Origin of the sequence: uncultured Nostoc sp., assembly GCF_964245575.1 — a bacterium.
Lineage (GTDB): Bacteria > Cyanobacteriota > Cyanobacteriia > Cyanobacteriales > Nostocaceae > Nostoc.
This window is the reverse complement of the sequence record NZ_CAXTNP010000057.1, coordinates 1-22315: the sequence shown is the minus strand read 5'-3', so window position 1 is coordinate 22315 and position 22315 is coordinate 1. Positions and strand designations below refer to the sequence as shown.

The 22315-nt window shown below is 41.7% G+C and carries 21 protein-coding genes and 1 tRNA gene; 12 read left to right on the top strand and 10 right to left on the bottom strand.

Annotated features, from left to right (window positions below):
* Nucleotides 1-125: 125 nt before the first annotated feature.
* On the bottom strand, nucleotides 126-2063 hold the full coding sequence (gene gyrB, locus ACFFAP_RS11675; RefSeq protein ID WP_375511370.1) for a DNA topoisomerase (ATP-hydrolyzing) subunit B: 1938 nt from the start codon (nucleotides 2061-2063) through the stop codon (nucleotides 126-128).
* A gap of 231 nt (nucleotides 2064-2294) precedes the next feature.
* Here gyrB and miaA point away from each other — a divergent pair, with 231 nt between their 5' ends.
* The gene (gene miaA, locus ACFFAP_RS11670) at nucleotides 2295-3200 is read left to right on the top strand and encodes a tRNA (adenosine(37)-N6)-dimethylallyltransferase MiaA (protein ID WP_375511369.1); all 906 of its coding nucleotides are present in this window, start codon (nucleotides 2295-2297) and stop codon (nucleotides 3198-3200) included.
* A 55-nt stretch (nucleotides 3201-3255) separates the two neighbouring features.
* Here miaA and ACFFAP_RS11665 read toward each other — a convergent pair whose 3' ends face one another.
* The 3 genes from ACFFAP_RS11665 to ACFFAP_RS11655 form a co-directional block, all read right to left on the bottom strand.
* The gene (locus tag ACFFAP_RS11665) at nucleotides 3256-3984 is read right to left on the bottom strand and encodes a Uma2 family endonuclease (RefSeq protein WP_375511368.1); all 729 of its coding nucleotides are present in this window, start codon (nucleotides 3982-3984) and stop codon (nucleotides 3256-3258) included.
* Between the two features lie 370 nt (nucleotides 3985-4354).
* A complete protein-coding gene (locus ACFFAP_RS11660; protein ID WP_375511367.1) occupies nucleotides 4355-4744 on the bottom strand; it encodes a type II toxin-antitoxin system VapC family toxin in 390 nt (129 codons plus the stop codon).
* Nucleotides 4741-4977, bottom strand: coding sequence for a DUF2281 domain-containing protein (locus ACFFAP_RS11655; RefSeq protein ID WP_375511366.1), 237 nt, complete (start codon nucleotides 4975-4977; stop codon nucleotides 4741-4743). The genes ACFFAP_RS11660 and ACFFAP_RS11655 overlap by 4 nt, the downstream gene beginning before the upstream one ends.
* Before the next feature lie 224 nt (nucleotides 4978-5201).
* On the opposite strand from ACFFAP_RS11655, the gene glcD reads away from it, so the two are divergent.
* The 7 genes from glcD to ACFFAP_RS11620 all read left to right on the top strand — a co-directional run bounded on the left by glcD (nucleotide 5202) and on the right by ACFFAP_RS11620 (nucleotide 12566).
* The gene (glcD, locus tag ACFFAP_RS11650; protein WP_375511365.1) at nucleotides 5202-6674 is read left to right on the top strand and encodes a glycolate oxidase subunit GlcD; all 1473 of its coding nucleotides are present in this window, start codon (nucleotides 5202-5204) and stop codon (nucleotides 6672-6674) included.
* 261 nt (nucleotides 6675-6935) lie between these two features.
* Nucleotides 6936-8174, top strand: a complete 1239-nt coding sequence (locus tag ACFFAP_RS11645) for a glycoside hydrolase family 10 protein (protein WP_375511364.1) — start codon at nucleotides 6936-6938, stop codon at nucleotides 8172-8174.
* Entirely contained in the window at nucleotides 8174-8758 is a 585-nt protein-coding gene (locus tag ACFFAP_RS11640) for a hypothetical protein (RefSeq protein ID WP_375511363.1), read from the top strand. Before ACFFAP_RS11645 ends, ACFFAP_RS11640 begins: the two co-directional genes overlap by 1 nt.
* 331 nt (nucleotides 8759-9089) lie before the next feature.
* Nucleotides 9090-11333: a GAF domain-containing protein gene (locus ACFFAP_RS11635; protein ID WP_375511362.1), complete on the top strand. Its 2244-nt coding sequence runs from the start codon at nucleotides 9090-9092 to the stop codon at nucleotides 11331-11333.
* Between the two features lie 74 nt (nucleotides 11334-11407).
* Nucleotides 11408-11479: transfer RNA gene (locus tag ACFFAP_RS11630), tRNA-Lys, on the top strand.
* A 290-nt stretch (nucleotides 11480-11769) separates the two neighbouring features.
* The gene (locus tag ACFFAP_RS11625) at nucleotides 11770-12153 is read left to right on the top strand and encodes a hypothetical protein (RefSeq protein ID WP_375511361.1); all 384 of its coding nucleotides are present in this window, start codon (nucleotides 11770-11772) and stop codon (nucleotides 12151-12153) included.
* A 50-nt stretch (nucleotides 12154-12203) separates the two neighbouring features.
* A complete protein-coding gene (locus ACFFAP_RS11620) occupies nucleotides 12204-12566 on the top strand; it encodes a M48 family metallopeptidase (protein WP_375511360.1) in 363 nt (120 codons plus the stop codon).
* Between the two features lie 50 nt (nucleotides 12567-12616).
* Here ACFFAP_RS11620 and ACFFAP_RS11615 read toward each other — a convergent pair whose 3' ends face one another.
* Both ACFFAP_RS11615 and ACFFAP_RS11610 read right to left on the bottom strand, forming a co-directional pair.
* Nucleotides 12617-13225 (bottom strand): type II toxin-antitoxin system PemK/MazF family toxin, encoded by a 609-nt coding sequence (locus tag ACFFAP_RS11615; RefSeq protein ID WP_375511359.1) that lies wholly within the window; start codon nucleotides 13223-13225, stop codon nucleotides 12617-12619.
* A gap of 9 nt (nucleotides 13226-13234) precedes the next feature.
* Nucleotides 13235-13720: a type II toxin-antitoxin system antitoxin SocA domain-containing protein gene (locus tag ACFFAP_RS11610; RefSeq protein WP_375511358.1), complete on the bottom strand. Its 486-nt coding sequence runs from the start codon at nucleotides 13718-13720 to the stop codon at nucleotides 13235-13237.
* 428 nt (nucleotides 13721-14148) lie between these two features.
* Here ACFFAP_RS11610 and ACFFAP_RS11605 point away from each other — a divergent pair, with 428 nt between their 5' ends.
* Nucleotides 14149-15684, top strand: a complete 1536-nt coding sequence (locus ACFFAP_RS11605) for a flavin-containing monooxygenase (RefSeq protein ID WP_375511357.1) — start codon at nucleotides 14149-14151, stop codon at nucleotides 15682-15684.
* A gap of 15 nt (nucleotides 15685-15699) precedes the next feature.
* On the opposite strand, the gene rppA is transcribed toward ACFFAP_RS11605, so the two are convergent.
* Nucleotides 15700-16395: a two-component system response regulator RppA gene (gene rppA / locus ACFFAP_RS11600; protein ID WP_375511378.1), complete on the bottom strand. Its 696-nt coding sequence runs from the start codon at nucleotides 16393-16395 to the stop codon at nucleotides 15700-15702.
* Nucleotides 16396-16470: 75 nt separating this feature from the next.
* Here rppA and hisG point away from each other — a divergent pair, with 75 nt between their 5' ends.
* Nucleotides 16471-17115, top strand: coding sequence for an ATP phosphoribosyltransferase (gene hisG / locus ACFFAP_RS11595; protein WP_375511356.1), 645 nt, complete (start codon nucleotides 16471-16473; stop codon nucleotides 17113-17115).
* A 267-nt stretch (nucleotides 17116-17382) separates the two neighbouring features.
* Here the strand turns inward: hisG and ACFFAP_RS11590 are convergent, their stop codons facing one another.
* Nucleotides 17383-18033 (bottom strand): hypothetical protein, encoded by a 651-nt coding sequence (locus ACFFAP_RS11590; protein ID WP_375511355.1) that lies wholly within the window; start codon nucleotides 18031-18033, stop codon nucleotides 17383-17385.
* A gap of 202 nt (nucleotides 18034-18235) precedes the next feature.
* Nucleotides 18236-19336: a D-alanine--D-alanine ligase family protein gene (locus ACFFAP_RS11585; protein ID WP_375511354.1), complete on the bottom strand. Its 1101-nt coding sequence runs from the start codon at nucleotides 19334-19336 to the stop codon at nucleotides 18236-18238.
* 173 nt (nucleotides 19337-19509) lie between these two features.
* Here ACFFAP_RS11585 and ACFFAP_RS11580 point away from each other — a divergent pair, with 173 nt between their 5' ends.
* Together ACFFAP_RS11580 and ACFFAP_RS11575 are read left to right on the top strand one after the other, a co-directional pair.
* Nucleotides 19510-19674: a hypothetical protein gene (locus ACFFAP_RS11580; protein ID WP_375511353.1), complete on the top strand. Its 165-nt coding sequence runs from the start codon at nucleotides 19510-19512 to the stop codon at nucleotides 19672-19674.
* 283 nt (nucleotides 19675-19957) lie between these two features.
* Nucleotides 19958-21649, top strand: a complete 1692-nt coding sequence (locus tag ACFFAP_RS11575; RefSeq protein ID WP_375511352.1) for an NAD-binding protein — start codon at nucleotides 19958-19960, stop codon at nucleotides 21647-21649.
* A 65-nt stretch (nucleotides 21650-21714) separates the two neighbouring features.
* Here ACFFAP_RS11575 and def read toward each other — a convergent pair whose 3' ends face one another.
* Nucleotides 21715-22245, bottom strand: a complete 531-nt coding sequence (gene def / locus ACFFAP_RS11570) for a peptide deformylase (RefSeq protein ID WP_375511351.1) — start codon at nucleotides 22243-22245, stop codon at nucleotides 21715-21717.
* Nucleotides 22246-22315: the final 70 nt, after the last annotated feature.

Here is a 22315-nt window from a genome sequence, read left to right as displayed (position 1 = left end):
TAGTTTGTCATCATTCAAAAGAGGTAGTTTTTATAGAAATTTCGGATATAAAAAAGGTAATGGGTGATACGTTTTCACCCATTACCAATGTCACAAATTATTGGAGTCGTGTGAGGGAATTAATATTAAATATCTAAATCGGTGAAGTTGAGTTTAGAACCATAGGTTTCGATGAATTCTCGTCTGGGGGCGACGCGATCGCCCATTAAAATTGTGAAGATACGATCGGCTTCGGCAGCGTCCTCAATTTCGACTTGCTTCATTTTGCGGGTTTCTGGGTTCATTGTAGTGTCCCAGAGTTGTTGTGGCATCATTTCACCCAAACCTTTGAAGCGTTGGATGGTATAGTTGGCGTTAGCTGGGAATTTGGCGATTGTTTGATCTTTTTCGCGATCGCTATAGCAGTATTCATGATTACGTCCCCGTTCTACTTTAAACAGTGGGGGACAAGCAATATAAATAAAGCCTTGTTCGATGAGCGCTCGCTGATATCGATAGAAGAATGTTAACAACAAAGTCCGAATGTGCGCTCCATCTACGTCAGCATCCGTCATAATGACTATCCTGTGATAGCGCAGTTGGGTGGAATCAAATTCATCACCTTTGACACCTAAACCAAGGGCTGTAATTAACGATTGAACTTCGTTATTTTTATAGATTTTAGCGTCGTCAGTTTTTTCAATGTTAAGAATTTTACCACGTAGAGGCAAGATTGCTTGAGTGCGGCGATCGCGTCCTTGTTTTGCGCTCCCACCTGCTGAGTCCCCTTCCACGATGAATATCTCAGATTCGCTGGGGTCACGAGAACTGCAATCTGCCAATTTACCGGGTAATGGCGAAGATTCCAACACCGATTTGCGCCGAACTAATTCCCGCGCATGACGGGCTGCTTCTGCGGCTTTGAAAGCTTGGATAGCTTTGTCTAAAATTGAATCTGCGATCGCAGGATGAAATTCTAGGTACTCGGTGAGGACTTCTCCTACCAAAGAATCAACGATCCCTCGAACTTCGGTGTTACCGAGTTTGGTTTTGGTTTGTCCTTCAAATTCTGGATCTGGAACTTTAACGGAAATTACCGCAGTCAAACCTTCACGGACGTGTTCGCCACTGAGGTTAGGTTCATTCTCTTTAATTTTATTGCGCTTACGGGCGATCGCATTTAATGTCCGAGTCAGAACCGCCTTCAAGCCTTCTAAGTGCGTACCACCATCCACTGTACGAATATTGTTGGCAAAACCTAGAACATTATCCGTATAAGCATCAGTACACCATTGCAAAGAAACTTCCACTTGTACATTGTTGCGTTCCCCCTGCACATAGATAATTTCTTCATGCAGTGGCTGCTTCTCGCGGTTCATGTAAGCGATATATTCTTTAATACCACCCTTGTAATTGTAGGATTCTACTTTGGGTGTATCGCTTTTTAATAGTTCTAGACGGTGGTCAGTAAAGGTAATTTTGACACCTGCATTCAGGTACGCTAATTCCCGTAGGCGACCTGATAAAGTGATGTAATCAAACTCAATGCTAGTTGTAAAGATTTGGGTATCTGGCTTAAAGGTGACAGAAGTTCCAGTTCTAGCTTCTTTGTAAGGCTTGACTTGCAGTTCGCTAACTGGGATACCGCGTTCATAGCGTTGGAGATGAACCTTTTTATCTCGCCAAACCGTAACTTCTACAACCTCAGATAGGGCATTAACAACAGAAATACCAACCCCGTGCAATCCTCCAGAAACTTTGTAGCCACCGCCGCCAAACTTACCACCAGCGTGCAGTACTGTCATTACGGTTTCCAAAGCCGATTTTCCGGTGCGCGAGTGAGTATCGACGGGAATACCGCGACCATCATCTGTTACAGTCACTGAACCATCAGCGTTGATATCCACTTCTATATGAGTGCAATGACCCGCCAAAGCCTCATCGATTGAATTGTCCACCACCTCGTAAACTAAATGGTGGAGTCCTCGCGGCCCAGTGGTACCGATGTACATTCCTGGTCTTTTGCGGACGGCTTCCAGACCTTCCAGAACTTGAATCTGATCGGCACTGTAACTGCTCGTCATGTAAACTCTCCTGATGCGTGGGGTTGAAATCGCCTAAAGGCAAATAAAAGTAAAAACACTCCAAAATTGTAACACAAAAGCCTTGCTGGCGTCTGTAGGGCATTTTCAAGAGAAGTTTATACTGGGGTTGCACTACCGTATAAGAGGGGCAGGGGGAGCAGGGGGAGAAGAACTATTAATTATTGTCTAATGCCCAATGCCCCATGCCCCATAACAAATGACTAATGACTAATGACTAAATTAATTGTGATTTGTGGAGCGACGGCAACGGGTAAATCGGGTTTAGCTTTGGCTTTGGCGATGCGGTTGGGTTTTGTAATTCTCAGTGCTGATTCTCGTCAAGTTTACCGTGAGTTTGATATTGGGACAGCGAAACCAACTGTGGCTGAACAAAAATTGGTGCCGCACTATTTAATAGATATCTGCGATCCAACAGACATGATGACAGTAGCAGACTATCAAGAGCAAACACAAGCTTTAATTGCTTCTGTTGGTGTTACACCACTGTTGCTGGTTGGTGGCAGTGGTTTATATATCCGTTCCATTGTCCAAGGGATGAAAATTCCAAGAGTTGCACCACAAGCAGAATTGCGATCGCAGCTTGAATCTCTTGGTCAACTACAACTCTATGCAATGTTACAACAAGTTGACCCCGTTGCAGCACAAAAGATTCATGGCAATGATTCAGTGCGAACTTTAAGAGCATTAGAGGTATATTATGTCACTGGTCATCCAATTTCAGAACAGCAAGGGGAGAATCCACCAAATTATCCGATTTTGCAAATTGGTTTAGATTGCGATGTTGAAAGGTTGCTTGCTCGTATTCAACAGCGTACTGAACAAATGATAGCAAATGGTTTGGTTGCTGAAGTGGAGTATCTTTGTCAAAAATATGGCGCTGATTTGTCTTTGTTGAATACTTTGGGCTATCAAGAAATTAAACAATATTTGGCTGGGGATATTTCCTTAGATGAAGCGAAAGAATTAACAATTTTACATACGCGACAATTTGCCAAGCGACAACGTACTTGGGTTCGAGCCTATCCAAAAATTGAATGGTTTGATTCAGATGATCCTAATTTATTAGAGAAGGTTTGGCATCGGATAAATGAGTTTATAAGTTGCACAAGTTCGTGAGAATTATAAATTCATGCAAAGACGCAAAAAACTTTGCGCCTTTACAATGAGTGTTCTACAGATTGTCGGGATCTATGCCCATAGCCCGTAGCCTATCTGCTAGTAATTGGGTACGTTGTTCTGCTTGTTCGGCACGTTCTCGTTCCTGTTCGGCGCGTTGTCGTTCCTGTTCGGCGCGTTCATCTCCAGTCGATAAAACATTACCATCTTGGTAGCACCAGCGTAACCAAGTATCTTGTCTATCTTCAAATTTCCCTTCCCACAAAGTTACACCTAAACCAACTTGTTCTAACCAATTTTCTGAAGTTTCAAAGTAGCGCCTTCCTCTAAGTTCATAAACGCGTAGTAGTTTTTCTCCTAATTGCTGATTCTGGTCATATACGATGTAGTAACTAGCCCGCATTTGTTCATAAATTTTCAGCTTTTTGCCAAGTTCATCCCCTTCTTTATTAGAGACAATTTCTAGGACAACTTCTGGAGGTTTGCCAAAACGCCAAACCATATAACAACGATTTTGTTTTTCCCACCAATTTTGAGGCACTTGCACATCCAAGCTGAGAAAAACGTCGGGTACAATTGCAGGTTGACCATCTGTATGGTAAATACCGACATTAGCTGCTGCTAAAAAAGTCTGCTGCTGTAGAATACTGTAAAGAGAGCCAACCAAGAGACGTTGTTGTTTTTCATAAGCAAAATTGTCCATAGGTGTATCATCTTCAGTGACTAGCTGGTTGGCATCTGGCACATAGTAATCATCATCATTGATTAGAACTTGCTGAACCATGACTTTATCCAGTATTTGATAGCGTTATTTCTAGGTTACTAAATTGGGGATAAGAGGGTGGATTTAATCAATATTTAATACTGAAAAATTCTGAGGAGTAGTCATCAATGGAATCTTTTTTAGAACTTATGAAGCTTTATGGTCTACTAAATGATTTCAGACAACCCAGGTTTGTAGCGAACGGGTGGATATCCCAGGTTTAAGGACAAAGATGATTTTTATCATGTTATGCAAGTTACTTAATGAAGAACGTCAAGTTTGGCTTAAGCAAGCAATAATACTGTGTCACCCCGGATATCATTGGCTTGCAGAAATTCATGCTAGCTGAAGATGAGTGCGATCGCTATCTTTGCCTATCAAATTTATGTTTTTACTCCCACATTCTTTGAACTGGATATACATCCAAGACAGCATCTATACTTAACAAAGGCATCTTTTCAACTATTGCCTGAGCGATTAATATTCTGTCAAAAGGATCGCGGTGATGACTTGGTAAAGCTTCTAAAGCATAGATATGAGTCAATTCAATAGGTAATATTTGTAGATTATTTACTCGCTGTTGAGTTTCGATGAAATTAGGAAGCGACGAGCTTAAATTTAGCTTACCAAGCTGAGATTTTATTTGTAATTCCCAAACAGTAGCCATGCTAACTACCCAAAAATTGTTAGTATCAATTAATAAGTTTCTAACTCTTTGGGATAGTTTTTCTGGGTTTACTGCTGACCAAATAATTACGTGAGTGTCTAATAACAGTCTCATTCCTCACTTTCACCTAACCAAAATTCATCAGGTAAAGGTTCATTAAAATCATCACTTATCCAAATCTTACCTTGGTTTAAACCTAGTACCCGCTTCTGTGGTGCTTGTTGAGGTTGAGCATATTTTTGTGCTAAAAATTCAACAAAATCTAACACCTGTTGTTGCTGTTCGGGTGCTAGGGTTTGCAGCTTTGCAATTAATTTTGAGGTGTAATCTAAAACTTGGTAAGTCATTTCACCCTCTGGTGTTAAATGTCTGACTCTATGTTACTGTTGCCCTACAATTAACAGAGTATTTAGATTCTAACATCATTCAACGCACTCGTTAAGAGACATCGCACCTTCCGTACTTAAATTATGCGATCGCATTTACTCACTCTTGACTGCTATTCTTGCAACAATAGTAATTACAGCTATATCAACCAGCCTGCAACATCTACCTTGAACTTTAAAAAACTATGCTTACCCAAGAGAAAAAACAACTCAACTGGAAACCCATTCTCAAAGCATTCGAGGCTGTCCTTGGCAAAAATGGCGTGGTGCAACGCCGCGAAGAACTCATTACTTATGAATGCGATGGTTTAACCGGTTATCGCCAACGTCCCGCTATGGTGGTGTTACCCAGAACTACAGAACAAGTTGCCCAAGTGGTGAAGATATGCAATCAATATTCTATACCCTTCATAGCACGCGGCTCTGGCACTGGTCTATCTGGCGGCGCTTTGCCTTTGGAAGATTCTGTTTTGATTGTTACCTCGTTAATGCGGCAAATCCTCAGCATTGATTTAGAAAATCAACGTACAGTTGTACAACCAGGGGTGATTAATAGTTGGGTAACACAAGCTGTTAGTGGTGCTGGATTTTACTACGCTCCTGATCCCTCTAGTCAAATTATTTGCTCTATTGGGGGCAATATTGCTGAAAACTCTGGTGGCGTACATTGCCTTAAATACGGTGTTACAACTAACCACGTTTTAGGATTAAAAATTGTCACGCCGGAAGGAGAAATTATCGATTTAGGTGGACAAATTCCAGAAATGCCTGGTTACGATTTAACAGGTGTTTTTGTTGGTTCGGAAGGTACTTTAGGAATTGCCACAGAAATTACTTTACGAATTCTCAAAAGTGCAGAATCAATTTGTGTGCTGTTAGCAGATTTTACTAGCATTGAAGCTGCGGGAGCAACTGTTTCTGACATCATCAGCGCCGGGATTATTCCTGGTGGTATGGAAATGATGGATAACTTCAGCATCAATGCAGTTGAAGATGTTGTCGCAACTAATTGTTATCCCCGTGATGCTACTGCCATTTTGTTAATAGAAATTGACGGTTTAGAAGTGGAAGTAGCAGGAAATAAGCAGCGAGTTATTGAAATTTGTAAGAAGAATGGGGCACGAAATGTCACTTCTGCTACTGATCCAGAAACCAGATTGAAATTATGGAAAGGACGCAAAGCCGCTTTTGCTGCGGCTGGACATTTAAGCCCAGATTATTATGTACAAGATGGTGTAATTCCTCGAACTCAGTTGCCTTATGTTCTGCACGAGATTAAGACATTAAGTGAACAATACGGTTATCGTGTTGCTAATGTATTTCATGCTGGTGATGGCAATCTTCATCCGCTAATTCTTTATGATAATTCTGTGTCTGGAGCATTAGAACAAGTAGAAGAAATGGGTGGAAAAATTCTCAAACTTTGTGTCCAAGTCGGTGGTAGTATTTCTGGTGAACATGGCATCGGTGCAGAAAAAAAATGCTATATGCCACAGATGTTTAGCCAAGTTGATTTAGAAACTATGCAATGGGTGCGGCAAGTTTTTAATCCTAAAGGGTTAGCAAATCCTGAAAAGATATTCCCTACACCACGAACTTGTGGTGAAGCAGCAAATACATCGGTAATCAAGCAATTTGAAGGTGTGGAAAGATTTTAAGATGAAAGAAGTCAGGAGTTAAGAGTTAGGAGTAGAGACGCGATTAATCGCGTCTGTACAGGAGTTAAGAGTCATAATTTCTCAGGATTTGGTATAATTAAGTATATTCAGTACCAAAATTGGCTCTGTATTATTTCAACTATTCTGACTTGTGACTTCTGACTCCTGAATTCTGAATCATCATTTCTTTACATCATCCGGAGGATTATAACTTTATTTTGTAGTTATATATATTCCGATCGCACTAGGTCGCGCTTACAAATGAATCGGGTTGTTCGCCGTTGTGTTTCTTGCTTGCTGTGTTTGGGATTAGTAGTCGCTTTAACAGTTTTTTTACCCTCTTCACTGCCAGTTTATTCCCAAAAAACAAGTCCTTTAACTACAGAAATTCGCGGCGTTTGGCTAACTAATGTTGGTAGTGGTGTACTATTTCTCCCTTGGGGTATTAACCGTGCTATAAATCAATTATCGGCTCTCAACTTTAATACAATTTATCCTGTAGTTTGGAACCAAGGACATACTTTTTATAAAAGTGCAGTAGCCAAAATAACTACAGGCTCAGAAACTCAACCTTTGCTTAACTTCATGCATGGTGGACAAGATGTTTTAACAAAGATAGTAACACTTGGGAAAAATAAAGATTTAAGAGTCATTCCCTGGTTTGAATACGGGTTTATGACACCGCATTATTCACAATTAGCAAGGCGTTATCCCGACTGGTTGACAATTGGGCAAAAAGGTATAAAGTCTACTCAAGATGCCCCCCCAGAAGAAATCGACAATATTTTAGTAACTAAGCTGGCTTGGTTGAATCCCTTACATCCACAAGTGCAAGAGTTTATTCAAGAGCTAATTTTGGAAGTAGTCAGGAATTACGATGTAGATGGTATTCAGCTTGATGACCATTTTGGAATGCCTGTACAGTTTGGCTACGATCGCTTCACTATAAAACTCTATCAACAAGAGCATCAAGGCAAAAGTCCCCCAACTGATCCTTTTAACTCAGAATGGATGCGTTGGCGAGCAGACAAAATAACTGATTTTATGGCAGAAATCTATCAAGCTGTCAAGGCAGTAAAACCCAAAGTTAGAATATCTTTGTCTCCTAACTATCAAGCTTTTGCCTATAAATACTATTTGCAAGACTGGGAAAATTGGGTAAAAAAAGGTTTAGTTAATGAGTTAATTTTGCAGGTATATCGAAATGACAAAAAGTCTTTTATCGCTCAACTAGAACAACCATCTATAAAATTGGCTCAAAGTATAATTCCTGTAAATATTGGGATATCAACAGGAACCTTCAGAAATCCGGTGAAAATGGCACAAGTTAGAGAACAGGTTCAGGTAGTGCGCGATCGCAATTTTGATGGTATCTCCTTTTTCTACTGGGAGAGTTTGTGGGGTTACATCGTACCGGAATCACCCCAACAGCGACGCAAAGGTTTTTTTGAAATGTTTAATGCCAGAACTGTCAGATTATTACAAACAAAGAAACTTTGATGCCATTCGCGCCTAAAAATACTAGATTTGGCTTTACATTGCTGTGGACTTTAGCTACTTTTGGTGGTTTTTTATTGAGTTTACTGTTTATTGAAGTCGGTGAAAAGCCAGATATTGGAGTAATAGAGGCGGCTATTGGCGGATTTGCGATCGCACTTCCTCAAGGTTCTCTTCTCAAAGAACCTATTTATTGTATCAGGTGGATTTTGTCAAGTCTTTTGGGTTGGAGTATCATCACCGCTATCGGTATTGGTGCGGTGGGTTGGATAGTACCTAGCACTCAGATTTTCCCTGTGAGAATTTTGTCTGGGGCGGTTTATGGGGCACTTGGGGGCTTGGGGATTGGATTGGCACAATCATTGGCAATTCCCCAGCCTATGGCGTGGCGATGGATATTTGTTTCTTCGGCAAGTTGGGCTGTTGCTGTCCCTGTGGGTTCTGCTGTCGGGATGATTTTACACCGCCTGATGCAGCTTTTCTTAGGCGAAGTCATGGGATTAGCCATCACTTGGTTATTGGTTGGTATCCTCACCGGAATGAATGCTCATAAATTGCGATGCCTGCGGCGGGCTACGCCTACGTAAGTTCCCATTACCTTTATTAAGAATTGTAAATTTAATTGATGTATACTGATGCTTGCACTTAGATATATGCAAGAATCTTGAAAAACTGTTAAAAATCAACTTCAATAAGTTTGCCCTAACCTGCAAATGTATTTTCACCTTCAAAAAGCAGGATTTGTTAAGCTGACTTTTATTAGCTTTCCTAGATTTCTGACCAGAAGTAGAGAAAGATTCAAATTTCGATGAGCAACAGCTGACAAGACTTTGCTATAGGCGCTAAAGTGCATCTACTACAAGCGTAACAACAAGAGAGCGCCTAGAAGAGTCAGTAATACCAGACAGGGACTCTCGCATGAATATAAATCCAACGGAATCAACTATGGAGTTGACAAAATTATCACCACCTCAGATTCTCTTCGGTACAGAAGTAGATGAAAAAAGTAGTAGTGAGCAGTTTCTACTGAGCATGTACGATTCTGTGCAAGTATCAATATTTGTAGTTGATGTTCTGGAGGACGGAGATTTTCGATATGTGGCACTTAATCCTACTCATGAAAGGTGGATAGGCATTCGCTCAGATGATCTCCGGGGCAAAAAACCAGAGGATATTCTCTCCCCTATCGATGCTGCTAAGGTGTGTCAACATTATGCTGAATGTGTGCTATTCGGCAAAACTATTTCTTACGAACAATGTTTGCAATTCCAGGGGGTTCCGACTTGCTGGAGTACGACTCTCACCCCGCTACGGGATGCTAACTCACGGATTTATCGACTGATTGGTACTAGTAGCAATATCACTCCTGTGAAGCAAGCAGAACAGGCAGTTGGACTCCAGGTTGAACGGGAACAACTGCTAGAAGCGATCGCCGGACGGATTCACCAATCTGTAGAATTAGACACAATTCTGGATCAGACAACAATTGAACTGCGACAGTTTTTGAATTGCGATCGTGTCCTCATTTATCGTTTCGAGGCTGATGGCAGTGGGATAATCATTGCCGAATCAACTGTGACTGATCCCCTGTTGGGAAAAAACATCACCGATCCCTGCTTTAGTGGCAAACATCGAGAAGATTACGGGCGAGGTTGCATTCAAATTGTCGAAGATATTTATGCAGCTGGGTTGCATCCTTGCCATATAGATTTTCTGGCATCTTTACAAGTGAGAGCGAATCTAGTCGTACCGATTTTCAAAGAGCAAGAGATGTGGGGGCTATTGATTGCCCAGCAGTGCCACCAATCGCGTCAATGGCAGCAAACAGAAACTGACTTGACTCTTCAGTTGGCAACTCAAATCGGCATTGCTGCTGAACAGTCAGAACTTCGTCAGCAGATCAAGGATCTCAAAGCAAAGTTAGAGTTGCACAAACAGAAGCATAAAAATCAGTTGCAGCAGGTGCGAAACTTTGAAGCCTTGGTGCGACGCATGACAGAACAAATCCGCGACAGTCTGAATGAAAGTCAGGTATTGCAGACACTCACCCAGGAATTAGCAGAGTTACTGAACCTTGACCGTTGCCAAATCGAACTCTATAGCACTTGTCAAACTCTGGTTACTATTACCTACGAGTGCAGCATTAACCTACCTCGGTGTCAAGGATTGACTAAAAAGATTGCAGACCGTCTTGAAGTTTATCAGCCCTTGTTGCAAAAACAACCATTGCAATTTTTGGAAATGGTGCCGGGATGGCAACCAAAGTTGTTGGTTATGTCCCAGATGGCTTGTCCAATTTTTGATACTCAAGGGATTTTGGGAAACATTTGGTTGACAAGACCATCACAAGAGGCATTTGATGAATTTGAAATCGAGTTAGTGCAGCAGGTTGCAAGTGAATGTGCGATCGCCATTCGTCAAGCCCAGCTTTACAAACAAACCCAGGCACAGGTTAAAGAATTAGAAAAATGCGATCGGCTCAAAAACCAATTTCTCAGAAACCTGTCCCAAGAACTGCGGACACCAATAACTAGCATCAGCCTTGCAGTCCAAACTCTCGAAAGTGTGCTTACACCAGCAGAAATATTAGATATAGAAATAGTTCCACAACTCTTGCAGATTCTGCATAACGAGTGTGGACGAGAAAACAAGTTAATTAACGATCTACTCACACTCACATATCTAGAAGCTGAACCCGATCCCCCAACTTTGATTGCCATTGACTTACAAAGCTGGCTTCACCCCATTGTCGAGTCTTTTCGAGACCTCACTAACTGCCAGCGACAGCAGTTAAACCTGAGTGTTGATCCTGCACTCCCGCCTTTAGAGACAGATATCACAGATATGGAGAGGATTATCACCGAACTACTTAACCATGTCTGCAAATATACCCCAGCAGGTGAGACCGTCACAGTCTCTGCTCACCTGATAACGGACGCAGTAGAGCTTAATATTAGCAATTCGGGACTAGAGCTTATCAGTAATGAACTGTCACGGATTTTTGAGCCTTTTTATCACCTTTCCAAACATGATCCTTGGAAACATAGCGGCACTGGACTGGAATTGGCATTAGTGCAGAAAATGGTCAGACATTTAGGCGGCTCAATTGATGTAGAGAGTGGAGCCGGTCAAACCACCTTCATCATCAAATTCCCCCTTTAATTCGTTTTTTAATTCGTTTTTTGGGCGCGGCACTAGCTAAATTGTCAGGAGTCTGCTATGATGGTTATTCGTGTGGGTGACTAGCTCAACGGTAGAGCAGTAGACTCTTAATCTATTGGTTGCGGGTTCAAATCCCTCGTCACCCACTTTTTAAGTATTTTGTACATTAACTAATTATTTGTCACTGTTAACAGATTAATGTCACTTTTCACTAATTCATGTCACTGTTAACAAATTAATATCCTCTTTGAGAAATTAATGTCACTTTAGAGAACTAGAATGTAGCTTTGAACTCAGCGCCAAAACCAAAGAACTGGTACGCCCCAACGTTACAATCGGAGAGTTGGAAATGCCAGGGACAATCCACGAACTCAATGCCTAGCAATTAGAACAATTCCGCCGAAATAGCACGACGGATACAGAAAAAGTTCTAAACTTGAGTAAGACATTGTTGAAAGCAGTAGACGAGCAAAAAAGGCGATCACCTTTTTTGATTTCCATTGGCGAACGTGCAGAATTTGCTTACGCCAGCTTTGAAAACCGCCAAATAGAGGCTCGTGTTGCTTTAGCTAGACTAGATGAAATTGCCAATGAATGCGTAGAAGTAGAGTCAGAACGGCAACGGCTCAAGGTTCATGAAAAGACCTTTGCGATTTCCACTCTCATCAAGCAAGCAGTTGATTGCCTTGATATTAACCAAGCCGAAACCATCAACGCCATTTATGGCAACTTCCCTGATTACTCGTGGGATGCACGTCAGGAAATTGATTTAAGAACCGAACTTTACGCTACTATTTATCCTATTACAAGCTTAGTTTAGCAAATCATTGAAGTCACCAACAACCTACTAAAACTCGAACGAGTCAAATCATGATTGCTAGCTACGACAATCCAAAATCACGCCACTTGCTACAACGGGGGGAACCCCCGCAACGCAGTGGCTCCAAAATTCCAAATCCAAAATGGAAAGACGCGCAAGCACTTAAGGATGCTGTGGGAGAATCGAGCGATCGCATTCAAGTCCAAGTCAAACAAATTCAACTGCGTCCCATGAAGCGCAAATGGGCATCTATCTCCACCACAGGACGCTTAACTTTGAATATTGAACTGCTAAACTTACCAAAAGAATTGGGTGAGTTGGTGATTGTTCACGAACTGGTGCATCTCCTCGTTCCCAATCACGGTAAGGTATTTAAGTGTTTTATGTCTGCTTCTCTCCCTGATTGGGAATAGTTAAAGATAAAGTTACAGAAAAGTTGTCAGCAATGACTACTCATTTATGATCAGCCTAAATTGTTTATTAATTCTTCTATGGCTCTATTTCTTGTATTTTTGTCAGGGAGAAAATAAAAAACTTTTTGTAAAAGCTCTATAGTTGCATTTTGAGCAAACCAGTCATCACTAGGATTGTCTAGAATATTTAAAAAATACCTTAAGCGCTTATCTATAGCATCTTTATCTGCTTTAGCTAGTTGTCCCATGCGTTCCAACCAATTTCCTGCTGGATCTTTGAAGCAATTAGCATCAACAGTACACAGTTGATGAACTAAAACATAAGAATTTTTATCAAGGCCGTTTTGGCCAGTAAGATTAATTGGATACGTTGTTGGTAAACCGTTAGATGTTGTTTGTGAAGTTAGAGGAATAACAGAAAAAGTTGCTATGTAACCTGATGTATCCTGAAATTCATCACTTGTCCAAACTATATAAGGGTGTGATCCTCTAAAAACTCTACTACAATTAATGTTTTCAGTGCAAGAGACAGTCTGACATTCTACTTCATCTGGCTCATCTAAATCATAAATATGAGTGTGTCCAACTCTACAACGTAGAGATACCTTATAGGGATTAATAAAATAGATCCAACCCTGTCTAGGTTTTTGTCCAGCCACCTTATAATCCTAATTGCCTAATTCATTGATTAATTTATCTCTTTCTGCTTGTAAGTTAAGTTTAACTTTTTCTTCGGGTTTATGGGTATCTTTTACTTCCATCATAGGAGCAGTGTTATACACATACTCTAGTAACTGAGTAAGTTTATCTTGTCCTGCACCAGCCCATTCTCTCCTAATGTTATCTAGCACTAGCGTCAGACTTACAGGCAATTCCAAATCATCTAGATTACCTGCTTGGGCACCAAGTTTGATAAGTATTGTATCTCCCTGAGATTCTTGAGATATTTCTTTACCATCTATTTGATTTAAAGCATTATCTATATCCTCATTCCAAGGCCCATAGTAATAATAACGCCAATCCAGATGTGTAAGCTGCTTTGCTGTCCATTTGACAGAGTAAAGATCAGCTAAATACAAAAACTTGATTAGCTGTGTTTTTGTAATATAACCTTTTGTCGCGTAGACAAAATATTTTATGAGCTTGTCCAGCATAGCTCTTTGTTCTTCTGATTGTTGATAAGTTGTTGGTTAAGCATTGATATACATAATGAATATTCGTGCTAAGTACTGTTTATTACTGTACCAGATAAACATTTCACAAATAATCAATAATGCAAGCTTGTTAGCTCAGTATTTAGCTCATATGTACTATATATTTTAGTACATATTCAACAAGCTTGTTAAAACTTTATAATTGACTAGTATGTAAGCCGTTAGAACAATCCCTTTCATAAGCATACTCCTGAGGGACACGAGACATAAATTTAGTCCCCCGCTTTTAGCTTGCGTCAAGTTCCCCTTCCCGTGTCTGGCTATCCAAAGAAGCGCTATATTGACCGATTAGTGTGTATTTACATAAATTGCATCATGGTATTAAATTCATCTTTGCGAAAATTATTTCATCATTTACTTGAAAAAGAATGGAAATCAAACAAATTTGCGTGATTGGGGCCGGAATTAGCGGTCTGGTAACAGCTAAAACTTTTGTCGAGGAAGGCTACGACGTTACTGTATTCGAGAAACAAAAAGGACTTGGTGGTGTTTGGGAAAAATCTCGAAGTTACCCAGGATTAACAACTCAGAATACGGGTGACACATATAGCTTTTCTGACTATCCCATGCCTGCATCCTACCCAGAGTGGCCCACAGCAGAGGATATGCAAAATTATCTAAATTCATACGCCCAAAATTTTGGAGTTATTGAAAGAATTCGTTTCCAGACGGAAGTTACTAATGTTTCTCGAAAAACTGGAGAACGGCCAGGATGGGTAGTTACCATCAGAGTGAAAAAAGGGAATGGGGGTGAAACAAAAGAGGAAAAGCACGAATTTGACTTTGTGCTAGTGTGTAATGGAATATTTAGTTTCCCTAATTTACCTTCTTTGCCTGGTAGGGAGGAGTTCACAGCATCTGGAGGACGGGTACTCCATTCTACTGAGTTTAACGATGCTTCAATAATTGAGGGTAAGCGGGTAGTTGTAGTGGGTTTTGGCAAATCTGCCTGCGACATTGCGACTTTGGCGGCGAACATAGCCAAAGAATCCACCCTCGTCTTCCGTCAACCCCTGTGGAAGGTTCCTAGATTTTTTCTGGGTTTAGTAAACCTGAAGTATGTTTTATTAACCCGCTTTGCAGAAGCTTGGTTCCCCCACCATCAAATGGGACGGATTGAAAAATTGCTGCACACTCTGGGTAAACCACTAGTGTGGGCTTTCTGGCGCACTAACGAGATGCTGCTACGCCTGCAATTCGGTCTTGATAGCTGCGGTATGTTGCCCGAACATTCGATGAATCAGGCTAACTGTCAAATTACTATAGCTCCTCCAGATTTCTTCAAGTACGTACACTCTGGTAAAATTCAGGCAATTAAAACCAGCATCGCCAAGTTTATCCCTGATGGCGTAGAATTAACCAATGGTCAGCAATTGCAGGCAGATATAGTAATTTTTGGTACAGGATTTCGCCAAGAGCTTCCCTTTCTCGAAGAAAAATATCGCCGACAGATAATTGATGAAGATGGTAATTTTAGCCTTTACCGTTATCTGATTCACCCTAATATTCCACAAATGGGTTTTGTTGGCTATAACACCAGCTTCTACAGTCAGTTAACATCAGAAGTTGCTGCTTGGTGGCTGCTAGAGTATGTCAAAGGCAACTTGTTATTGCCTTCGCCATCAGTAATGTATCAAGAAATGGCAGCAGATATGGATTGGATGAAAACTCAATACCATAGTGTTGTAGCGAGAGGGACATGCATTTTTTCGTTTTCCTTGCGTTATACTGAGCAACTCATGGAAGATATGGGTGCAAATAATCAGCTTGGTGTCTGGAAGGGGATTTCACAGATTATGATGCCTGTGGATTCATCCCTCTACAACAAACTTCGACAGGAATTAAAGTCGCAAAGACTGAAAAATATCAATGATTCTCCTAACCAATTAACCGAATCATTGTGAGTTGAAAACAGGTGGCTAAACTGACTCTACTGAGGAAGCACCGAAACGATAGCCTTTGCCGTAGACTGTGTGAATCAGCGCAGTTTCTTTACCTACCTCAATCTTACGACGCAGCAAACGAATTAATGCCGCGATCGCATTACTACTGGGTTGTTCTTCTTGCCACAAATTTTGCATAATCTGGGCATGAGTCATTAGTTGCCCAGTGTGTTCCATAAAATATTGCAGCAACTGGCTTTCTTTTTGCGATAACTCAATTATTCTTCCTTGGCGATAGGCTACTTGATTTTCACAATCGAGTTCTAAATCAGCTACAGTTAGGCGTCCAGTGGTGGTTTCATAGGTTTGGGAACCGGAACGACGCAATAAAGCCCGGACTCTAGCTAATAACTCTCGTAGTTCAAAAGGTTTAACCAAATAGTCGTCAGCACCAGCATCTAAACCTTGTACGCGGTCATCTAGAGTATCTTTGGCTGTGAGAAACAGCACGGGAGTGGTTTTACCTTGGCGTCGCAATTGCTGACAAATCTCTAACCCCGTTTTTCCTGGCAGCATCCAATCTAAAATTAGTAGGTCATAACTGCCTGTTTGTGCATGTTCGTTGCCACTTGTGCCATCGTAAGCGGCATCCACAGTGTAACCCTCACGAGTTAATAAGCGACTCAAGGGTTCAGTTAGTTCAACTTCATCATCAACTAATAAAATTCTCATGCTGCTTGTGGTAAGCATATAGAGATATTCTCAATATTATTCAACTGCTGGGACGCCAAGGATACAAGAAAAAGAATGCTGACTGTTGCATTGCCAAAAGGGGAACTCCTTAAAAATAGCATCCGCCTGCTACAATCTGTCGGGTTAGACTTTAGTGCTTTTTTAGATTCAGGTACTCGCCAACTTCAAATTCCTGACACTAAGGGACTTGCAAAAGCTTTGTTGGTACGGGCGCACGATGTGCCTGTTTATGTGGAATATGGCCAAGCACAACTGGGTATTGTCGGTTACGATGTGCTGCGGGAGAAGCAACCGCAAGTTGCCCACTTGGTGGATTTGCAGTTTGGGCATTGTCGGATGTCGGTGGCGGTAAAAGCATCTAGTTCTTACCAATCGCCTTTAGATTTACCTCCGCATGGTAGAGTTGCTTCCAAGTATGTGAATTGCGCTCGTGAATATTTCCACAGTCTAGATTTACCTGTGGAAATAGTGCCGTTGTATGGTTCAGTTGAACTAGGCCCGATTACTGGAATGTCAGAAGCGATCGTGGATTTGGTTTCTACAGGGCGGACTTTGCGCGAAAATGGTTTGATTGAAATTGCTACTCTCTATGAAAGCACGGCGCGGTTGATTGCCCATCCTCTAAGTTACCGCCTGAACACGGGTAATTTAAGTGATGTGATTGCCAAGCTGCGAGAAGCCGTTTTGGTAGAGGTCTAGATATTATAGGACTTACGCACAGGTAACGAAAAATCGAACCACAGAGGTGCAGAGAAGCCAGTGCGCCCTTGCGGTTAAGAGACTTGTACCCCTACGGGGAAGCAAGCTACGCTCTTAGCGTTAAGGCAGGGTAGCAACTGGCGCGACACGGAGAAATGAGAGTTTGAGAGATATTTTGCGTTAGTCCTGTATTAGTAAAGGCACGGTATAACCGTGCCTTTATTCGCAAAAAATATTGTTTTGACGGGTTTTTGCTTTACAGGAACTTTAATACTGCCGTAAAATTGCAGACAATGAACTATCTTTACGAAGATCCATTAAGTCTGCTAAAGATTCTGTGCGCGTATCCAAGTGGTGCTTGTGTTCTGCTGGCAGAACTGTCACCAAATGTTTTGTTTTAAGTGGCATCTGCATAATCGGCATTAGTTGTTGCTGTGGCACAAAAACTGGTTGGTTCTTGGGAAGGCGAGGTTCCAATCTTTGGTAATGGTTCTGTGCCAAGCGTGCTTGATGACGGTTAACCTGTTTTTGGACTTTTTCCGGTTGCTTTCTCGAGTTGAGCATTCGGAAAATCAGCAAGCAACCACTACCACAGCACAGGACGATCGCAGCTACCATCCATAAAGGTGTAGGATTACTATTCTCAGAGGGCGCATTGATTGGTTCTTCAACTATAACCGGGATTTTTTCTGGTTCTTCTTGTGTTACCTGTCCAGCATTACCTAAGCTATACAGGGCAAAGCCACCTCCTCCTAAAAACATGGCTAAACACCCGGTTAACAATAGCCAAGGATGATGTGCAACCAGATATATCAGAACATTCGAGCTTGGTTTTAATCTCGATTTCTTCTTTGTCAGCTCTGGAGTAGCCCTTCTGAGTTGGGTTGGCTCGCGCTGTACACTCTGACTTTTTTCCATGATTACTTTCAGATTTGTACCCCTCTAGTCCATAAATTGTACTGGAGGAGTCAAGCATCAGGTATCCGTAACAAAAGTTCAGATTCAAGTAGCTTTTTTGTAAAATATAGGCTACTAAATCTGGATAAATTTTGCCAAAATTCTGTATTTCTTGTAACTTTTTGCTATAAAAATCTGGAAATCAGTTCGCTTATTTTCTCCATCAGCTAGGAGAATGTTTTTCAAGAGCAAGTTGAATTAACCGATCAACTAATTCTGGAAAGGAAACTCCACTATGCGCCCAGAGTTGGGGATACATACTAGTCGCAGTAAAGCCTGGCAACGTATTTATTTCGTTAATCAAAACTTCTTGTGTCGCTTCTACATAGAAAAAATCTACCCTTGCCAACCCCGCAGCATCAACAGCTGCAAAAGCTTGCAAAGCCATGTCTTGAATTTGACGAGCGATCGCATCTGGAAGCGATGCAGGTATCAGTAAATCTGCCATTCCTTCTGTATATTTAGTTTCATAGTCATAAAAATCGCTGTCATAAGTAATCTCTCCAATGACAGAGGCCTGGGGTTGATCATTACCTAAAACGGCACACTCGACTTCTCTAGCTACAACACCAGCTTCTACAACCAGCCTTCGGTCATAACTGGCAGCATTATCTAAAGCGGCTTCTAATTCTGGGCGCGATCGCACTTTGGCAATACCCACTGATGAACCCAAATTAGCAGGCTTGACAAAAGCGGGATAACCTAATGCTGCCTCAATTTCATCACACAGTTTTGGAAATACGCAAGGATTAGACCAAACTTGCGCTCTAGTTATCGCCTTGTATTTTACCTGTGGTAGTCCCGCTTGCTCAAAAGCCATTTTCATGGCAATTTTATCCATCCCCATTGCGGAACCTAACACCCCAGAACCAACAAAAGGGACTTGCATCAAAGTTAGTAACCCTTGAATTGTCCCGTCTTCACCGTTGGGGCCGTGGAGAATGGGAAACCAAACATCCACTTGGGCAACTTGAGAGGGAGATTGCCACTTATTCAGGGTTTGGGCTTGAGGGTTGGATATCAGATTTTCAACAGATGTTGATTGTTCAGATTCCAGAAGCGGAGTGCCGGTTGCTAAAACCTTTTCGGGTGCTTCTCCAGCTAGCCAACGTCCATCTTTTTGGATGTAAAAAGGCAGTATTTCGTACTTATTAGTATTTTCCTCTGCACTTAAGGCTTTAGCGATCGCCCGTGCTGAGTTGATCGAAACTTCATGTTCTCCCGAACGACCGCCAAACAATAACCCCACGCGCAGCTTAGTCATTTTGGGTTCCTCGACACTCTTCAAGCAGATAGCGTATCACAACCTACAAAAGTTGCCATATTTTTCTATATTATTTTATTGCCTCTTCAAACCCTGGCTAAAAAAAACTCTACTATTTTGAGGTATCAAATTATAGTGCGCTTTTATAGTTGCTAGGTAACGTAGGATGTGCATTGGCATTGTTAGTCGATACAATCGCATTGTCAGCCGATACAATCACATTGTTAGTCGATACAATCGCATTGTTAGTCGATACAATCGCATTGTCAGTCGATACAATCGCATTGTCAGCCGATACAATCGCATTGCAGGTCAAAATACTTGTGTGTACACCTTAGCTTAAAAGGAGAGAGGAATGAAATCTTACTCACCTTTCGTTGCAGGGAAGGGACTGTTCTTGTTAGGTCTCTATTAAACTCAACACAAGAAGTCCTATAAAACCTTTTACCCTCAATCATCAAATTATATAATCCTCTTTCTACTTCGTGCTTCTACCTCCTATCCCCTGCCTCCAATTGAAACAATCGTGTCGTCAGCTACAGTTATATTCTTGGAAAGTGGGCAACAATATTGATAAATAACTAGAAATGCAGCCCTACCTGTAAAAGATGCTGCCGTTTCATGAAACCTCGAATTATTGTTTGTGGCTTAGGACTTACCGGATATAAAACCTTTCGGTTGCTGAGACAGCAGGGAGCCTTCGTTGTTGGTATTCATCACCAATCCATCCCTGGCGAAACAACAGGAGACGTAATTGTTGGTGATTTACAAGCAGCTTCTACCCTAACAGCAGCCGGAATTCAACACGCACACACCTTAGTAATTACTGGATCTAAAGATGCTCTAAATTTGTCAATTATGATGCAAGCGCGGGTGCTGAATCCCCAAATTCGGATTATCAACCGTTTTTATAATACAAATTTGGGGGAGCGCCTAGATCAAAGTTTGCCAGACCACTTGAGTATGAGTGTTGTGGGATTAGTAGCACCCGTATTCACGTTTGCAGCACTGGGAAGCCAAGCGATCGGACAAATCAAATTATTTCAGCAAACTTGGCCAATTCACGAAGAATACATTGATGAAAACCACTTTTGGAAGGGTCGAAAGCTGAGTGAATTCTGGGAAGATCGATCGCGGATGCTGATTTATTACTTGCCAGTAAAAGGTGAGATGGATTTGGTGTCGGCTGTAATATCTGGACAAAAGATACAAGTAGGCGATCGCTTAATTGTTGGCACCCAACCCCGTATCCGTTCTCCTCGGAGATCATTGATTAAAAAACTGCTGAAAGTCCTGACTAATCTTAGGCTGTTTCAGCAACACGGGCGATCAGTAGTGCTGGGTGCTATTGCACTATTGGCGGTTATTGCGATTGCTACATTCACCTATATGTCGGCTGAGTTGAGTTTGTCTCCTGTCGATGCTCTATATTTTTCTGTAGGCATGATTACGGGAGCGGGTGGTAATGACAAAGTAGTAGAAAATGCTCCTAACAGTATTAAGTTATTTACTGTTGTGATGATGCTGGTTGGAGCAGTGGTGATTGGTATTTGGTATGCAATGCTCACCGATTTTGTCTTGGGAAGCCGCTTTAAGCAATTTTGGGATGCAGCCCGAATTCCCCAGCGATATCACTACATTGTCTGTGGCTTGAGTGGTATTGGGGTGAGAATTGTCCAGCAACTCCACGCCAGCGGATATGAAGTTGTAGTAGTTGAACCCGACTCCAACAATAAATATATCAATACCGCCCGTGAACTCGGTATCCCCGTCATTCAGGGTGATGCCAGCTTTCGCACAATACTCAAAGCCAGCAATATAGAGTCTGCCGCCGCAGTGCTTGCTGTAACTAACAATGATGCTACCAATCTGGAAATTGCCCTCAAAGCCAAAGGCTTGACACCCAGCATTCCTGTGATTGTTAATTATGCCGATCCCGATTTTGCTGGCATAGCGCAACAGCTATTTGGTTTCGAGGCCGTACTGAGTCCGGCTGAACTAGCAGCCCCAGCTTTTGCTGCTGCTGCACTAGGGGGACGCATCCTTGGCAATGGCATTACAGCAGATAGTCTTTGGGTGGCTTTTGCAACTGTGATTACACCTTCACATGCCTTTTGTGGTCAGTGGGTGAAAGATGTAGCCATGTCCACTGACTGTGTACCTTTGTACGTAGAAATAAACCAGCAAACCCTTCATGACTGGGATTTATTAGAAACTAAGCTCAATGTTGGTAATGTTTTGTATATGACAATGCCAGCAACGCGGTTGTATCAATTGTGGCGAGGTGACCAAGTTTGCGAAGTACACGCTTAAAGCGCTGCGATCGCAGCGCTTTTTTAATTAATTGAACTATAGCAATTCCCACTCCCCACTCCCATTTATTTGTTAACAACTCGTTGTTGGTATTCCTGCTCAGTAATCATATCGAGAGTATTTTCTAGGCGATCTACAAATACGATACCGTCGAGATGATCATACTCGTGTTGAAAAATCCGAGCGATAAAATCGGTTAATTCTTGCTTTTGTAAGTTGCCTTGATAGTCAGTGTATTCCACTTCAATAGATTTATACCGAGGAACTAACCCCCGAATTCCTGGAACACTTAAACAACCTTCCCAATCTTTGACAACTTCAGTTGAGTGAGAAATAATTTTGGGATTAATCATGGCAGTAGGTTCCATTTCCGGGGCATTGGGATACCTGGCATTAGGACGGGAAGCCACAATAAATAAACGATAGGATTGTGCTACTTGAGGCGCAGCAATCCCCACGCCGTTAGCTTTGGCAACAGTGGCGATTAAATCTTCAATTAATTTTTGGATATGCTCATCTTGAATATTCTCAACCCAAGCAGCTTTTTGGCGCAATGTTGGATTGCCTAATTGAATTATTGGCGCTAACTCAGTCATGATAAAACTCCTTTTGGGAATGGGGAATGGGGAACTCGGGGCCCCCTCTGGGGATTAGGGGCAATGGGGA

Excerpts from the sequence above, each read along its gene's own strand:
- gyrB (WP_375511370.1), bottom strand. The coding sequence starts at position 2,063 with ATGACGAGCAGTTACAGTGCCGATCAGATTCAAGTTCTGGAAGGTCTG.
- miaA (WP_375511369.1), top strand. The coding sequence starts at position 2,295 with ATGACTAAATTAATTGTGATTTGTGGAGCGACGGCAACGGGTAAATCG.
- ACFFAP_RS11665 (WP_375511368.1), bottom strand. The coding sequence starts at position 3,984 with ATGGTTCAGCAAGTTCTAATCAATGATGATGATTACTATGTGCCAGAT.
- ACFFAP_RS11660 (WP_375511367.1), bottom strand. The coding sequence starts at position 4,744 with ATGAGACTGTTATTAGACACTCACGTAATTATTTGGTCAGCAGTAAAC.
- ACFFAP_RS11655 (WP_375511366.1), bottom strand. The coding sequence starts at position 4,977 with ATGACTTACCAAGTTTTAGATTACACCTCAAAATTAATTGCAAAGCTG.
- glcD (WP_375511365.1), top strand. The coding sequence starts at position 5,202 with ATGCTTACCCAAGAGAAAAAACAACTCAACTGGAAACCCATTCTCAAA.
- ACFFAP_RS11645 (WP_375511364.1), top strand. The coding sequence starts at position 6,936 with ATGAATCGGGTTGTTCGCCGTTGTGTTTCTTGCTTGCTGTGTTTGGGA.
- ACFFAP_RS11640 (WP_375511363.1), top strand. The coding sequence starts at position 8,174 with ATGCCATTCGCGCCTAAAAATACTAGATTTGGCTTTACATTGCTGTGG.
- ACFFAP_RS11635 (WP_375511362.1), top strand. The coding sequence starts at position 9,090 with ATGAATATAAATCCAACGGAATCAACTATGGAGTTGACAAAATTATCA.
- ACFFAP_RS11620 (WP_375511360.1), top strand. The coding sequence starts at position 12,204 with ATGATTGCTAGCTACGACAATCCAAAATCACGCCACTTGCTACAACGG.
- ACFFAP_RS11610 (WP_375511358.1), bottom strand. The coding sequence starts at position 13,720 with ATGCTGGACAAGCTCATAAAATATTTTGTCTACGCGACAAAAGGTTAT.
- ACFFAP_RS11605 (WP_375511357.1), top strand. The coding sequence starts at position 14,149 with ATGGAAATCAAACAAATTTGCGTGATTGGGGCCGGAATTAGCGGTCTG.
- rppA (WP_375511378.1), bottom strand. The coding sequence starts at position 16,395 with ATGAGAATTTTATTAGTTGATGATGAAGTTGAACTAACTGAACCCTTG.
- hisG (WP_375511356.1), top strand. The coding sequence starts at position 16,471 with ATGCTGACTGTTGCATTGCCAAAAGGGGAACTCCTTAAAAATAGCATC.
- ACFFAP_RS11590 (WP_375511355.1), bottom strand. The coding sequence starts at position 18,033 with ATGGAAAAAAGTCAGAGTGTACAGCGCGAGCCAACCCAACTCAGAAGG.
- ACFFAP_RS11585 (WP_375511354.1), bottom strand. The coding sequence starts at position 19,336 with ATGACTAAGCTGCGCGTGGGGTTATTGTTTGGCGGTCGTTCGGGAGAA.
- ACFFAP_RS11575 (WP_375511352.1), top strand. The coding sequence starts at position 19,958 with ATGAAACCTCGAATTATTGTTTGTGGCTTAGGACTTACCGGATATAAA.
- def (WP_375511351.1), bottom strand. The coding sequence starts at position 22,245 with ATGACTGAGTTAGCGCCAATAATTCAATTAGGCAATCCAACATTGCGC.